Origin of the sequence: Pseudomonas sp. K2I15 (genome assembly GCF_002204795.1) — a bacterium.
GTDB lineage: Bacteria > Pseudomonadota > Gammaproteobacteria > Pseudomonadales > Pseudomonadaceae > Aquipseudomonas.
Map to the genome: position 1 here is coordinate 15265 of NZ_NIXO01000013.1, position 14788 is coordinate 30052.

The window sequence follows — 14788 nt, forward strand, 5'->3', positions numbered from 1 at the left end:
CATGTACAAAGACCTGAAGTTCCCGGTTCTGATCGTACACCGCGACATCAAGGCCGACACCGTTGCCGGCGACCGCGTCCGGGGCATCGCCCGGGAGCTGGAACAGGAGGGCTTCAGTATCTTTTCAGCGGTGGACTACGCCGAGGGTCGCCTGGTGGCCTCGACCCATCACGGCCTGGCCTGCATGCTGATCGCCGCCGAGGGCGCCGGGGAAAATACTCATCTGCTGCAAAACATGGTGGAGCTGATCCGCCTGGCGCGTGTGCGGGCGCCTAACCTGCCGATCTTCGCGCTGGGTGAGCAAGTCACCCTGGAAAACGCCCCGGCCGACGCCATGAGCGAACTCAACCAACTGCGGGGCATTCTTTACCTGTTTGAAGACACCGTGCCGTTTCTCGCCCGGCAAGTTGCGCGTGCGGCCCGCACTTACCTGGATGGCCTGTTGCCGCCATTTTTCAAGGCCCTGGTGCAGCACACGGCGGATTCCAATTATTCGTGGCACACGCCGGGCCATGGCGGTGGCGTGGCTTATCGCAAGAGCCCGGTGGGGCAGGCGTTTCATCAGTTCTTCGGGGAAAATACCCTGCGTTCGGACTTGTCGGTGTCGGTGCCGGAGCTGGGCTCGCTGCTGGATCACACCGGCCCGCTGGCCGAAGCCGAGGCGCGGGCGGCACGCAATTTCGGGGCTGACCACACCTACTTCGTAATCAATGGCACATCCACCGCCAACAAGATCGTGTGGCACTCGATGGTTGGCCGTGACGACCTGGTGCTGGTGGACCGCAACTGCCACAAGTCAGTGTTGCATTCGATCATCATGACCGGCGCCATCCCGCTTTACCTGTGCCCGGAACGCAATGAACTGGGGATCATCGGGCCGATTCCCCTGAGCGAGTTCAGCCCCGAGTCGATCCGCGCCAAGATCGAAGCCAGCCCGCTGACGCGTGGCCGACCCGCCAAGGTCAAGCTGGCGGTCGTCACCAACTCCACCTACGACGGCCTGTGTTACAACGCCGAGCTGATCAAGCAGCAACTGGGCAATAGCGTCGAGGTGCTGCACTTTGACGAAGCCTGGTACGCCTACGCGGCGTTTCATGAGTTCTTCGCCGGCCGTTATGGCATGGGCACCTCACGCACGTCGGACAGCCCGTTGGTGTTCACCACCCATTCCACCCATAAGTTGCTCGCCGCGTTCAGCCAGGCATCAATGATCCATGTGCAGGATGGCGGTGCGCGCAAGTTGGACCGTGACCGCTTCAACGAAGCGTTCATGATGCATATCTCCACCTCGCCGCAGTACAGCATCATCGCCTCCCTGGACGTGGCCTCCGCCATGATGGAAGGCCCGGCGGGGCGTTCGTTGCTGCAAGAGATGTTTGACGAAGCCCTGAGCTTCCGTCGTGCCCTGGCGAACCTGCGCCAGCACATTGCCGCCGAAGACTGGTGGTTTTCCATCTGGCAGCCGCCGTCGGTGGCGGGCATTGACCGGGTGGTGACGGCAGACTGGCTGCTGCAACCCCAGGCCGACTGGCACGGTTTTGGCGATATCGCCGAAGACTACGTGCTGCTGGACCCGATCAAGGTGACCCTGGTGATGCCCGGTCTCAACGCCGGCGGGGCCTTGAGCGAGTGCGGAATCCCCGCGGCGGTGGTCAGTAAATTCCTCTGGGAGCGTGGGCTGGTGGTGGAAAAGACCGGCTTGTATTCATTCCTCGTGCTGTTTTCCATGGGCATCACCAAAGGCAAGTGGAGTACCCTGCTCACCGAATTACTGGAATTCAAGCGCAGTTATGACGCCAACGTGAGCCTCGCCAGCTGTTTGCCATCCGTGTTTCAGCAGGGCCCTGTAAGGTATCAGGGCTTGGGTTTGAAGGATTTATGCGACCAGTTGCACGGCTGTTACCGCAGCAATGCCACGGCCAAACACCTGAAACGGATGTACACCGTATTGCCCGAAATCGCGATGAAACCGGCCGACGCCTATGACCTGTTGGTCAAGGGCGAAGTCGAGGCAGTGTCCATCGACGCTTTGCCAGGACGCATCGCGGCGGTCATGCTGGTGCCTTATCCACCGGGTATTCCGTTGATCATGCCGGGGGAGCGTTTCACCGAATCGACTCGCTCAATCATTGATTACCTGGCGTTTGCCAGGACGTTCGATAGCAGTTTCCCGGGCTTTGTCGCCGATGTTCATGGACTGCAACACGAAGATGACGGCAATGGTCGTTGTTACACCGTCGACTGCATCAAGGGTTAAGTAATGTTTATGCAAGCTGTAATGAACCCCAAGTACCCAGGCCTCAGTGTCCGGGTGGCTGACGAAGGATTTGACGCCTATGTGTGGGGGAACGACTTCAGCTTTGAAGTCAGCGCCTACGGCGTGCCGGAAATGGGCAAGCGCGTCGATCAGTGGACGGTGGAGCGCATCGTGCCTTACCGCAAATGCTACGGCATCGACCCCGAAGAGTTCGCCAGCTTCCGTGACGCGGCCGACAGTGCGGTGTTCATGGCTTACCTGGATGACCGGCCCGTGGGGCACATCGTGGTCAGCACCAACTGGAACGGCTTTGCCCATGTCGATGAGCTGGCGGTGGTTTTGCCTGCGCGGCGCCACGGGGTGGCCAAGGCGTTGCTGGACGTGGCGCAGTTCTGGAGCCGCAAGAAGAACCTGCCGGGGATGATGCTGGAAACCCAGAACAATAATCTGGGTGCCTGCCGGTTGTACGAGCGCAGCGGGTATGTGATGGGCGGGATCGACCACCTGCGCTATCGCGGGATCGATCCGCAGACGCGCGAAGTGGCGATTTTCTGGTATCGGTTGTTCAAATCGGAATTGGAGGCGGTCTGAGCCAATCAGCTCGCCAGCAGGCTTTCGGCCTTCTCGGTGACAATCTCCAGCAACGCATTCAGGGCGGGCGACGCTTCGCTGTCCTTCAGGGTCAACGCATATAAGGTCACCAACATCGGTGGTGACAACGGGCAAGCGTCCAGCCCGGCTTCCCGCGCGCCGGTGGCGGTAAACGGGTCGACAATCGCCAAACCTTCCCCGGCTTCGACCATGCTGCGCATCATCTGGTACGTCTGCACCCGCGTCTGCACCACCGGCAGCGGGCGCAAGGCTTGCAGCTTGCTGTCCAGCAGGCGGCTCAGCGGGTCCTGGCCCTCAAGCCCGATCATCGACTGCCCGGCCAGCTCCTGTAGCGCAATGTACTTCTGCCGAGGCTTGAGCCAGCCGTGGGGCGCGAGCAATTGCAGTTTGCCGTGGGCCAATGGCGTGCTGTGGATCTGCGGGTGTTCCGGGTCGTGCAGGCTGAGGCCCAGGTCTGCTTCATGCAGCAGCAGGCTTTTGACGATGTCCCGGGTGGAATGGCTGGAGAGGTTGCACGGCGTGTCTTGAAAGCGCCGGCGCAGTACGGCGATCGCCTGGGGCAGCAGTTGATTGGCCAGCGGCGGTGTGCACAGTGCACGCAAGGGCGGAGCATGATGGTGCTTGAGGCTGCTGGCCAGGCGCTGCACCGGCTCAAGGGCGGCGTAGAGGCGGGCGATTTCGCCCTGCAGCTCCAGGGTCTCCCGGGTGGCCTGCAAGCGTCCACGCACACTGGCGAACAGCATGAAGCCCAATTGCAGCTCGGCATCCTTGAGGGTCGCGTCCACATCGGCCACAGGCAGTTGCAACCATTCGGCGGCGGTGCCGAGGTGTCCGGTCTGCAAAATCGCTTGAATGACTTCGATATGACGTAAACGCATGGCCGGAGTCTATGTTCAGTGCGACGTGGATTCAATGGCTTAGGCCAGGGCATGGAAAAAAGACCCGGCTCAGGAACGGTCCAACTAGACTTGCACGATCAACACCCCTGGCGCCTGCAACCAACAGGTCACACAAAGGGCGTATCAACCAAGGGATTCATGGGGGAGCCTTATCGATGCTCGGTAAAACAGACACGCGCGGGTTTTCGTTGTGGGACCTGCTGGTGGTGGTGCTGGTGGTCGGCGTGCTGGCGATTGCGGTCGGGCCGAGGATATTTGGCGATGTGACCCAATCGGAAATCGCCACGGCCAAGGTCCAGTTGAACGTGCTGGGCAAGGCGGTGGAGCAGTTTCATCAGGATGTGGGGCGTTATCCCACGGATGACGAGGGCTTGGCGGTGTTGATTACCCAGCCTGAGAACGAGGCGAAGTGGAAGGGGCCATATCTAAAGGACGATATCCTCACGGATCCTTGGGGTGTGGCGTATCAGTACCATTTCCCCGCTACGCAGCCGAACCCCCCCTTTGAGCTGTTTTCATTTGGCAAGGACCGGACGCTGGGTGGTGAAGGCGATAACGTGGATATTGCCTATGGTGAATAGAACCTTCGCCAACGCAGGCTTTGCACGGCGTGCCAGGAAATGGCTGTTGGCAGCAGTGGCGGTGGTGGCGCTTGGTGTCGTGGTCAACTATTACGTGGAAACAGACCCGACAAACCTCGCGTTTCAGGCGTTTTTTCGAGCTTCAACCCGGGTGGGGTCGCTACATGAAATGGCCGCTGGGCCTGGGCCTGGTACTGATGGGATTTATAACCATGCTGATGGGCGTGAATGGCTGGTGACACTGAAACCTGTGATCCGTCCCGGCCCAGTCACCATGCCATGTATGGCCAGGACTGAGCAGGTACGCATCCAAGACTTTGCGTTGCGGCGGGGTCTTATGAAGCGTGGGTCGTTGCGGATTCGCGGGTGATGATAGTGCCCGACTGAATCAGCCTGAACTCATCGCCATCCAGTTTTTCTACGCGGTCGCCAATGGCCAGCTTGTAGGTGGTGGAGGGCGCCGAGCCAGCCATGCCGTCGAGGGGCGGGTTGGATTCCTGGAACTCATGCACGGAATAAACGCGACCTTCCGCGTCTCTGGCATGGAACTGTCCGACAAGTACTGCTGCCATCTGTTTAGAACCTCTGGAGATAAACACTCGATTTGCGGTTCTGTAGACCGTAGGAGAGCGGGGTAGTTTACCTATGGAAAAAAAATACTATTCGTTGACTTTTTCAGACATTACTTACAAGTCCATCTGCGGTGTGAGCGTCCCTGGGGATTGCAAAAACGCGCTGGTGATAGCGCCGCGCAGGCTCTATAACTACAAGCTCCTTAAGTCAGAAACCGGGAAACCCCAATGAGCAAGGTCTACACGATTGCCGTACTGGTCGGCAGCTTGAGAAAAGAGTCGATCAACCGCAAGGTCGCCCTGGCATTGGCCGAGTTGGCGCCTGCCAATCTCAAATTGAACATTGTTGAAATTGGCGATTTGCCGCTCTACAACGAGGACATCGACGGTGCTGCACCGCCGGCAGCCTACAGTACTTTCCGCCAACACGTGCGTTCATCCGACGCGGTGCTGTTTGTGACCCCCGAATACAACCGCTCCGTGCCGGGCGTATTGAAGAACGCAATTGACGTCGGTTCGCGGCCTTATGGGCAAAGTGCCTGGAGTGGCAAGCCAGGCGCGGTGATCAGTGTGTCGCCTGGCGCCATCGGCGGTTTTGGGGCCAATCACCATTTGCGCCAGTCGCTGGTGTTCCTCGATGTGCCGTGCATGCAGCAACCGGAAGCCTACCTGGGCGGCGCGGGCAGTGTGTTCGACGAGTCGGGCAAGGTGTCGGAAAAGACCAAGCCGTTTTTGCAGGCGTTTATTGATGCCTACGGGAAGTGGGTGGAAAAACAGCACGCATAAAAACTGTAGGAGCGAGCTTGCTCGCTCCTACAGTGAGTGGGGTTATCTGAGCCAGTTGGTTTTCGCCAACTCGATCACTTCATCGCCGCGCCCGCTCATCACTGCCTTGAGCATGTACAGGCTGAAGCCCTTGGCCTGTTCCAGCTTGATGCTCGGCGGCATGACCAGTTCCTGGGTGGCGGTGACCACGTCCACCAGCACCGGGCCGTCGTGGGCCAGCGCACGGCGCAGGGCCGATTCCAGGTCTTCAGACTGCTCGACGCGAATGCCGAGGATGCCCATGGCGTTGGACATGGCGGCAAAGTCCGGGTTTTTCAGCTCCGTGCCGGTGTCCAGGTAACCCGCAGCTTTCATTTCCATGGCGACAAAGCCCAGGGACGAGTTGTTGAACACCACGAGTTTCACCGGCAGATTCAACTGCGCCAGGGTAATGAAGTCGCCCATCAGCATGGTAAAGCCACCGTCGCCGGACATCGAAATCACCTGGCGGCCTGGAAATGCCGCTTGTGCGCCGATGGCCTGGGGCATCGCGTTAGCCATCGAGCCGTGGTTGAACGAACCGATCAACCGGCGCTTGCCATTCATTTTCAGGTAGCGCGCCGCCCATACGGTAGGCGAGCCCACGTCGGCGGTGAAGATGGCGTCGTCATCCGCCAGCTCACTGAGCAGGCGCGCGACGTATTGCGGGTGGATCGGCCGGCCCGCCTTTGACGGTTCTGCCAGGTCATCCAACCCTTGGCGCGCTTTTTCATAATGCTTGAGCGAGGTTTCCAGGAAGCTGCGATCGGTCTTGCGGGTCAGGCGCGGCAGCAGCGCCTGGATGGTCTCGCTGACGTCTGCAGCAATCCCCAGGTCGAGCGTGGCACGCCGGCCGAGTGCCTGCGGGTTGCGGTCGACCTGGATGATCTTCGCATCGGTGGGGTAGAACTGGCGATACGGGAAGTCGGTGCCGAGCATGATCAGCGTGTCGCAGTTGAGCATGGCGTGGTAGCCGGAGCTGAAACCGATCAGGCCGGTCATGCCGACGTCGAACGGGTTGTCCCACTCCACATGTTCCTTGCCGCGCAGGGCGTGAACCACCGGCGCACCGAGGGCATCGGCCAGGGCCACCACCTCATCGTGGGCGCCGGCGCAGCCACTGCCGCACAGCAGGGTGACTTTGCCGCTGTGTTCGAGGATATCGGTGAGGCGCTCCAGGTCCTGTTCCGCCGGCAGCGTGCGCGGGGCCAACAGGGCCGGCCAAGGTTTGAACTTATCTTCCACTTCCAGCAGCGACACATCGCCCGGAATCACCACCACCGCCACACCGCGATTGAGGATCGCCGAGCGCATGGCACGGTGCAGCACGTGGGGCATCTGCTCAGGGTTGGTCACCAGCTCGATAAAGTGGCTGCATTCCTTGAACAGCTCCTGGGGATGGGTCTCCTGAAAGTAGTTCAGGCCGATCTCGGAGGAGGGGATCTGTGCGGCGATGGCCAGCACCGGCACATGGTTGCGATGGCAGTCGAACAGGCCGTTGATCAAGTGCAGGTTGCCGGGGCCGCAGCTGCCGGCACACACGGTCAGCTCGCCGGTGGCCGCGGCTTCGGCACCGGCGGCAAACGCGGCCACTTCTTCGTGGCGCACATGCATCCACTCGATGCTGTCCATGGTGCGCAGGGAGTCGGTCAGGCCGTTGAGGCTGTCGCCAGTCAGGCCCCAGATGCGCTTGATGCCCGCCTGTTCAAGGGTGGTCGCCAATTGCTGGGCCAGGGTGATTTTCGCCATGAATAACTCCAATCGTCAGTGAGTGTAAAAAGCTGCTGATCACTAGAGGACAGTTCCATGGCGTTGAATGCTCCCTGGTCAATGTGAAGAATTGGTCATCGCAGCTCGATATTGACGGGTGCGCCGGGCGATAAACAGTTGGTCCTTGATCAACGCCAGCAGCGGCGCCACCCCGGGTTTCGGTTGGCGGCCACGGCTCAGGCGGCGTAGCTGATACCGCACCACGGCCATACTCGCGAGGCTGGCCAGGGGTTTGCGCTTCCAGCGGATCGGCGGCAGTTGCGGGTTGAGGTCACGGCCTGCGCGCCATTGCTTGATCAGGTGCGGCTCCAGGGTCAGCGCGGTGGCGATCCCGGCCATGGCGATGCCGCTGTCCAGTACTTGCTGGACGATCGGCAGTCGCCGGATACCGCCGGTGACCATCACCGGCATGCTGGCGACTTTCGCCAGGTCGCTGGCCATCTCGATGAAATAGGCTTCGCGGGCCAAGGTGCGCCCGTCGCGGGCTTCACCCTGCATGGCCGGCGCTTCGTAGCTGCCACCGGACAACTCCAGCAGGTCGACGGCCAGCGGGTTGAGCAACTCGACCACGGCGCGGGCGTCGGCGGCGTCAAACCCGCCGCGCTGGAAGTCGGCAGAGTTGAGTTTCACGGCCACGCAAAAATTCGGGCTCACCACCGCCCGCACGGCCTTGATCACTTCCAGCAGCAGCCGCGCACGGTTTTCCACGACACCACCCCAGCGGTCCGTGCGCTGGTTGCTCAAGGGCGAGAGAAACTGGCTGAGCAGGTAGCCGTGGGCGGCATGAATCTGCGCCCCGCTAAAGCCGGCTTTTTCCGCCAGGCGCGCGCTGGTGGCGAAGCGTGTGATGACATCCTGGATATCGTCCTCGGTCATGGCCTTGGGCTGGGCGAACATCTTCGAAAAACCGCCAAGGTCGAGGGGTACCGCCGAAGGCGCCAGCGCCTGCTGGCCGAGGTTGGCCATGGTCTGGCGGCCCGGATGGTTGAGCTGCACCCAAAACTGCGCGCCCTTGGCCCGGCCAATCGTTGCCCACCGGCGAAACTTGTCCAGGTGGTGCTCGTCTTCCAGCACCACGCCGCCGGGGCCGGTCATGGCGCGGCGGTCGATCATCACGTTGCCGGTCAGGATCAGGCCGGGTTCGCCTTCGGCCCAGGCTTGATACAGGCGCATCAGGGCCTCGGAAGGCGCCTGGTTCACATCCGCCATGTTCTCCTCCATCGCCGCCTTGGCGATGCGGTTACCGATGACCTGGCCGTTGGGCAATTGCAACGCTTCGAAGGGCGACATGCTTGACTCCTCACAATGGGAGCGCTCAGGCTAAGCTTAAAGGTAACTTTAAGGTCAATGGGGTTGGCTATGAATATTGGTGAACTGGCTGAACTCAGTGGGTTGGCGGCCTCGAAGATTCGTTTTTATGAAGCTCAGGGGCTGATTCAGGTTGAGCGGCAAACCAATGGCTATCGTCGTTATGCACCTCAAACCCTGCAGCGATTGCAGTTGATCCAAGGCGCGCAGCGGGCGGGGTTCAGCCTGCAGGAACTGAAGGGGCTGATGCCGGATGCCTCGCCGAGTGAGGCTAGGCGTGCCGAAATTGTGCTTGGGCTTGAGCGCAAGATCGAAGAAATTGAAGCGATTCAGGCGGGCCTGGAGCAGAGCAAGGCAGAGTTGCGGGCGATGATCGCGACAGTCAAGGCCCACCCGGAAGGTGAGCCTTGTTTGATCAGCGGGAGTTCCCTCCCGCGTGCAAAGGTTACCAGTCGACTGCATAACTCAGGCTAAACGTGCGGCCTTCTGCATTCGGGTAGGGCGCGCGGGCGTTGGCCTGGGCAAACATGTTTTGGTAGTTGCGGTTGGTCAGGTTGTAGACCCCGCCCTCCAGGCGACCCACCGGCAAAGCTACCGAACCCAGCAGGTCGAACAGCGTGTAGCCCTTGATATCGCGACCGTTGTTATCGTCGAAGGCTGCGTCATAGTTGGCCAGTCGCATGCCTTGCAGGCGCAGGTTGTAGTCGCCACGGTCGTAACCCACGAACGCAGTCGTCTTGGCGGGTGAAATGCGCGTGGCAGGCAGGTCGATCCATTTGCCGTTCTGGTTGGTCTCGCCCTTGGCGTAAGCGTAAGTGCCGCCCACCGACCATTGATCCGTCACGTTGTAGGTCAGTGTCGTTTCCGCGCCGCGCACGCGCTCTTTCTGGTTTATCAAGCGCAGTACGCGGTCGTTGGCGTCATAGAACTGGGTGACGTCCGAGGTGTTCTCATACGCGGTGACGCTGGCCTGCCACTTGTCCCAGTTGCCACGCCAGCCCAACTCATAGCTGTTGACCTTGAGTGCCTGGGCATTGAGTTTCTGGATGTCGTAAGTGCTGTTTACGTCGCGCAGGAAGCGCTGGATATCCGGCAGGGAAAAGCCCTGGCTGAAGTTGGCGAACACGTCCTGGTTTTCGCTCAGGTGGTACACCGCGCCGAGGTTGTACAAGGTGTCGTTGTATTTCAGGGTGCCGCCGGGAAGGGTCGCACGATTGCCTGTCTGGACGATTTCCCCGTAGGCAATGCTGTCGGAAATCTCGCTGTCGATCCATTCGCGACGTACACCGCCACGCAGTGTCCAGTCGCCAATGTCGTAGGACAGTTGACCGAAGATAGCTTTGTTGGTGGTGGTGATGTCCGGCCCCATTTCAAAGGTTGTGCCGGTCTTGGTGTAGCTCAGCCCATTGACCCTGTATTGGTCACCGCGCTGGGTTGAGGTTTCGTGATTGTAATCGGCACCCCAGACCAGTGTGCCAGTGGCCGGGCCGATGTCTGGCATAGCGCTTTCGATGGCTGCCCGCAGGCCGTATACGTCCTGCACGCTATTGTTGTCGGAAATCCCGGCCCTGCCCCGTGACAGGTCCGGAAAGAACAAGGCGTCGGCGCGCCGCCAGTAGCTTTCGACCTGCAAGCCCTGGCCATAGAAGTCTTTGTCGGTGTAGTTGAGGTTAACGGCCTGGTTGTGGGTGAACGGTTGGTCATCCAGGTCCAGGCCTTTTACCGCGACGGCTTCGCTGGTGATGCGCGGGTTCTTGGTGTAGTGGGTGTCTTGTTGGTCTTTGTAGTCCTGCAGCGACAGGCTGATCTTCTTGTCGGCGTCCAACTCGTAGCCGAAGCGACCTTGCAGGTCGTAGGTGTCGGTGTCCATGTTGCTGCCCTGGGACGTGTCCTGGGGGATGCGGCGTCCATTACCGTCAAATTGATCGTTGCGTTGTACGCCGTTGGCCGATACGTACCAGTCCAGCGCGTCCTTGCGCCCGGTGGCGCTTTGGAACACGTCGTAGGCAAAGCCCTTCTTGTTGAGGTTGTTGCCGGAAGTCAGGCCAATCTTGCTGCGAAATGCCAGGTCCTCACCGTTGTTGCGCTTGGTGATGATGTTGATGATGCCGCCCGATGCACCCGCTCCGTAGACACTGCTGGCGCCGGATACCACTTCGATGCGCTCGATGCTTTCCGGGGCAATGCTGTTGAGTTGACGGAAGTTGTCTCGCGTCGAGTTCTGGGAAACCCCGTCGATCAGCACCAGGGTGTTACGCCCGCGCAGGGTCTGGCCGAAGTTGCTCATGCCACCGGTAGAGGGGGAAATACCCGGGACCAGTTGTCCGAGGATGTCTGATACGCGTCGTCCCGCACCGGTTTGCCGGGTGATCTGCTCTTGATTGATCACCTGCACAGAGCCCGGAATCGAGGCGATGCTGGCCTCGCTGCGCGTGGCGGATACCACCACTTCCTGCAACTGCATGGCGTTGGGCGTGGTTGGCGCCGGCTCGGTTTGATCGGCCCACGCCGGGGTGCTCAACGAGCCGATAAAGGGCAACAGGATGGACAGTTGTATTTTTTTCATTTTTTTCTTTTTTAGTGTTGAGAAGTGTTAGTTGAGGAAACGGTCGTTTCCGGCATTTTTGAGAAAGACCGAATGGCGCGGATGCCCAGTGCAGCCAAGGCGTACGTGAGAGCGACCAGCCAGAAGCTGTGCGCCAACCCAATGACTCCCATGCCGATGCCTCCGATCAGGGCTCCACATAACGCGCCGGCTTTGGCGGCGCTGTTGCCCAGGCCCAGCGCGAAGCCTTGCTGGCTGGACGCGACAGTGTTGGCGATCAACGTATAAGCGACGGGCAGTAGTGCCCCTTGCCACACGCCCCACAGCAATCGGCTGGCAATAAAACCTATCCATTCACTGGCTACGGCGGTAAAGGCCAGGGTCAGGGCACAGGCCCAGGCAACCCATTCGATGACGCGCAGGGTGTGCGCCGGTTGGTGGCGGTCGAATAGCCGACCCCACAGCGGCGCGGACAGCGCGAGCGTGGCAGCACTGGCGGCATAACTGGCGCCGATCAACCAGGCTGGCGCGTGCAGGATGTCGGCCACGTACAAGGCATAGAACGGCTGCGGCATCATTTTGGCCGCCTGAATCAGCACGATGACGCCGAGCATTGCCCCCAGCCAACCCTTGGGCAGCTTCGTATGTGCCGGCTTTTGTTTGTGTGGTGCGCGCTGCGTGTCGCTGGGCAAAAGCACACTGATCGCAGCGCACAACAGGCAAATGGCGGTAGCGCTGTAGCACAACAACGCGAACCCCGAGACATCCATCAGCCAGCCACCTAACACCGGACCTGCCAGTGAGCCAACGGCCGTCGCCGATTGCAGGCGGGCAAGAATCTGCCCGCGTCCCCCGTCGCCACAGCAGGCCAATGCGTAGGCTTGGGCCGCCGCAATAAACCCGGCGAGCGCCCCTTGTGCGACCCTGATGCCTACCAATAACCAGGGGTCGAAGGTGATTGCGGCCAGGGCCTGACACACTGCCAGCGCCAGCAACGCCCGAATGATCATTGGCTTGTGGCCGGTCCGGTCACCCAGCCGCCCCCAGGCGGGAGTCAGCACCATCGCTGCCATCATCGGCCCGGCGTACACCAGTGAAGACAGCAGGCCGGTGTACTGGGCATTGGCGACGCCGAGCAATTTCTGGATCTGCAAGGGCCAGAAAGGGCCGCTCATTTCCATGGCACCCATGGACACCAGTTGAATGCAGACCAGCAACCGCAGGGCAGTGCTGTTAGTTGCCATCGGCTTGAACGCTCAGCGGGTTGCGCAGGCGTCCGACGATATCGGCATGGCTCTCCAGCAAGCGCATACGCATGAACGACTTGGCCGGCCAGTCCTGTTCCAGCAAGGCTTGGCGTTCCGTGGCCCAGCGCTGCGGTTCGACCTGGTCGCGCAGGTCGTCGAAGCATTGGCTGACCTGTGTGGCCAGATCACCCCATAGCAGCGCCTGGGGGATGTCGAATTCGCGAGCGCCGAGGAGCACCAGCTCGCCCAGATGGCACATGAAAACCGTGTGCAGCAGCTTGTCGCGCACGAAGCCTGCGTCGTCATACAGCGTCATCTTCGGGTCATGCAATTCGATATCCAGGCCCTGGGCGTGCAAGGTCTTGCGGTCGATACGGATATCACCGAAGTCACGCAACAGCAGGCGGCTCAATTGTCCATCCGCAGCCATGATCATGAAGCTGTTCTGTTGGTGAGCTTCGAAAGCTACCCCGTAGCGCAGGTACATATTCAGCAGGCCAGGCACTGCAATCGAAATGTAATCACGGAAGAACGCTTGCATGGCGCCGCTATCGTCTTTGCCCTTGGCCAGCTGCACCCACTGTCGCAACAGCGGTCGGCCGTGTTGGTCGACGGCAAACAGGCTGCCGACTGGAACGGCTATCTCCCCGGGTTGCAGCTGGTTCAGCGGGTTATCCCGGTACAGCACCGCCAGGTGCCGGGAACGTTCGTCGTCTGCTGGTTGCGGTTTGAAGTGCACGCCGATGCGCTCGGGAACGATGCCGAGAATCTTCTGAACCTGCGGTTCGCGTGCCAGGATGGTTTGCATCAAATGGCTGATACGCGGGCCCATGCGCGCCGAGCGTGGCGAAACGGTGCGCTGCACGCTGGTCAGGCGCAGTGAAACGGGCAGTTTGACCATCGGTGCCTCACGGCTGCCTTCGGGTAATACGGTGCGGAATGACATGGTGGGATGTGCGGTAAACGCGACAATATCGGTCAGCACCAACAACCGGTCACCGATCTCGTTGGCAAAGGTCTGTGGCAGCTCCTGGCGTGCCTGCCACGGGTGCGCAGGCAGCGGCAGGTAGTCTGCGGCCTCAAGGCCTTGACGCGTCAGCACAGCCTTCAACTGCTGGGCCGCCTGTGGAAAGTGGCTTTGCCACCACTGCCAGTAGTCTGCGGTGCCTGCCAGTGATTCGACATGGGCAAACTGGCGATGCAGCGCGCAGAGGACCACCGGAAAGCGGGCTTCGAACTCCGGTGAAAAATCGATGACTTGATCGGTGCTCAAGCCAAGCTTGGTCTTGTAGTTGGGGTGCCATGGGTGGCCCAGGGTGCCCCATTGCTCAAGCAGCGAGGTCGGGTTGGCCACGCGTGGATCGTCCTTGAGCCAGCCCAGCAAATTGTCGCGATGCACCGGGTCCATGGCCTCGTGCAGCTGGAGCGTCCATTGCTCATGGAACGCCAGGCACAGCGTGTCGTTGGTGAAGCTATCATCGAGTTCTTCATTGAGGCGGCGCAGCACCTCGGGAGCGGCAGGTGCCTGGAGGTCCTTGTTGAGCAGGGTAAGCAGCTCTGAAGGAAACTGGACTTTGTGGGGTGGATGCTCATCGCTGTGTGCAGTGATGTCGCCACGCAGGTCCCAACTGCTCATGCGCCCCGGCAGCAAATGGTCGAAGCACAAACGGGTTTGGTCGCCAAGGGTCAACCAGCATCGCTGGTGGTCGTCATACTCAAGAGCGTTTGCGTTCAGTAACCCCTCACGAAACAGCGCCTGAATCAAACGCTGGAAGCTGCGCTCGGCAGCCGGTGCCAAGGTGTTGATCAGGGAGTCGAGTGTGATGCGGTGGGCTTGGAAGAGGGGAGTGCCGAGTGCCTCGCTCCAGCGAGTCAGTAGCAATTGCGGTTTTGTGCTGTATTCGTACTTCAAGTGGTAGTCCTTTTGCGCAGCCTTGAGTAAAAGCAGGCGGAGGATACCGAGTTAAAATGCGGAAACCAATGATAATCATTGTTATTCGCGGCTTTATATTTGCATTCTGATACAGCCGCCGGGCCTTTTCGAGGTTTGACTAAACTCCTCTAGCCCGCGGATTCATTGACCTTTGTGCGTGGTTTACATGTTTTGAAGGAGGCTCTGTATCGAAGTGTAAATATTCCCTACGCAGATACAGGACTGGTCTTACGGAACATTTTCGACCGTTTCGGGTTGCC

At 60.3% G+C, this 14788-nt stretch carries 12 protein-coding genes; 5 read left to right on the forward strand and 7 right to left on the reverse strand.

The window, feature by feature from the left end; all coding sequences use genetic code 11:
* Nucleotide 1 precedes the first annotated feature (1 nt).
* Together CEC48_RS10775 and CEC48_RS10780 are read left to right on the forward strand one after the other, a co-directional pair.
* Nucleotides 2-2257, forward strand: coding sequence for an Orn/Lys/Arg decarboxylase N-terminal domain-containing protein (locus CEC48_RS10775; RefSeq protein ID WP_088423718.1), 2256 nt, complete (start codon nucleotides 2-4; stop codon nucleotides 2255-2257).
* Between the two features lie 21 nt (nucleotides 2258-2278).
* Nucleotides 2279-2848: a GNAT family N-acetyltransferase gene (locus CEC48_RS10780; protein ID WP_088423719.1), complete on the forward strand. Its 570-nt coding sequence runs from the start codon at nucleotides 2279-2281 to the stop codon at nucleotides 2846-2848.
* A gap of 5 nt (nucleotides 2849-2853) precedes the next feature.
* Here CEC48_RS10780 and CEC48_RS10785 read toward each other — a convergent pair whose 3' ends face one another.
* Entirely contained in the window at nucleotides 2854-3747 is an 894-nt protein-coding gene (locus CEC48_RS10785; protein ID WP_088423720.1) for a LysR substrate-binding domain-containing protein, read from the reverse strand.
* 176 nt (nucleotides 3748-3923) lie between these two features.
* On the opposite strand from CEC48_RS10785, the gene gspG reads away from it, so the two are divergent.
* Nucleotides 3924-4349 carry a type II secretion system major pseudopilin GspG gene (gspG, locus tag CEC48_RS10790; RefSeq protein ID WP_088423721.1) on the forward strand — a complete coding sequence of 142 codons (426 nt, stop codon included), beginning with the start codon at nucleotides 3924-3926 and terminating at the stop codon, nucleotides 4347-4349.
* 335 nt (nucleotides 4350-4684) lie between these two features.
* Here the strand turns inward: gspG and CEC48_RS10795 are convergent, their stop codons facing one another.
* Nucleotides 4685-4921, reverse strand: a complete 237-nt coding sequence (locus CEC48_RS10795; protein ID WP_088423722.1) for a hypothetical protein — start codon at nucleotides 4919-4921, stop codon at nucleotides 4685-4687.
* A 228-nt stretch (nucleotides 4922-5149) separates the two neighbouring features.
* Between CEC48_RS10795 and CEC48_RS10800 the strand changes: the two genes are divergently transcribed.
* Nucleotides 5150-5707, forward strand: coding sequence for an NADPH-dependent FMN reductase (locus tag CEC48_RS10800; protein WP_088423723.1), 558 nt, complete (start codon nucleotides 5150-5152; stop codon nucleotides 5705-5707).
* A gap of 42 nt (nucleotides 5708-5749) precedes the next feature.
* Here the strand turns inward: CEC48_RS10800 and poxB are convergent, their stop codons facing one another.
* Nucleotides 5750-7474, reverse strand: coding sequence for a ubiquinone-dependent pyruvate dehydrogenase (poxB, locus tag CEC48_RS10805; protein WP_088423724.1), 1725 nt, complete (start codon nucleotides 7472-7474; stop codon nucleotides 5750-5752).
* Between the two features lie 78 nt (nucleotides 7475-7552).
* Entirely contained in the window at nucleotides 7553-8785 is a 1233-nt protein-coding gene (locus CEC48_RS10810) for an NADH:flavin oxidoreductase/NADH oxidase family protein (RefSeq protein WP_088423725.1), read from the reverse strand.
* 69 nt (nucleotides 8786-8854) lie between these two features.
* Between CEC48_RS10810 and CEC48_RS10815 the strand changes: the two genes are divergently transcribed.
* Nucleotides 8855-9277: a MerR family transcriptional regulator gene (locus tag CEC48_RS10815; protein ID WP_088423726.1), complete on the forward strand. Its 423-nt coding sequence runs from the start codon at nucleotides 8855-8857 to the stop codon at nucleotides 9275-9277.
* Here the strand turns inward: CEC48_RS10815 and CEC48_RS10820 are convergent.
* From CEC48_RS10820 to CEC48_RS10830, 3 genes are read right to left on the reverse strand one after another with little or no spacing between them, the layout of a single operon-like run.
* Nucleotides 9249-11369 carry a TonB-dependent receptor gene (locus CEC48_RS10820; protein ID WP_088423727.1) on the reverse strand — a complete coding sequence of 707 codons (2121 nt, stop codon included), beginning with the start codon at nucleotides 11367-11369 and terminating at the stop codon, nucleotides 9249-9251. The two genes, CEC48_RS10815 and CEC48_RS10820, sit on opposite strands and share 29 nt — an antisense overlap.
* Before the next feature lie 11 nt (nucleotides 11370-11380).
* Nucleotides 11381-12592 carry an MFS transporter gene (locus tag CEC48_RS10825; protein WP_088423728.1) on the reverse strand — a complete coding sequence of 404 codons (1212 nt, stop codon included), beginning with the start codon at nucleotides 12590-12592 and terminating at the stop codon, nucleotides 11381-11383.
* Complete coding sequence (locus CEC48_RS10830) at nucleotides 12582-14507, reverse strand: IucA/IucC family siderophore biosynthesis protein (protein ID WP_088423729.1); 1926 nt, start codon at nucleotides 14505-14507, stop codon at nucleotides 12582-12584. Before CEC48_RS10830 ends, CEC48_RS10825 begins: the two co-directional genes overlap by 11 nt.
* Nucleotides 14508-14788 lie beyond the last annotated feature (281 nt).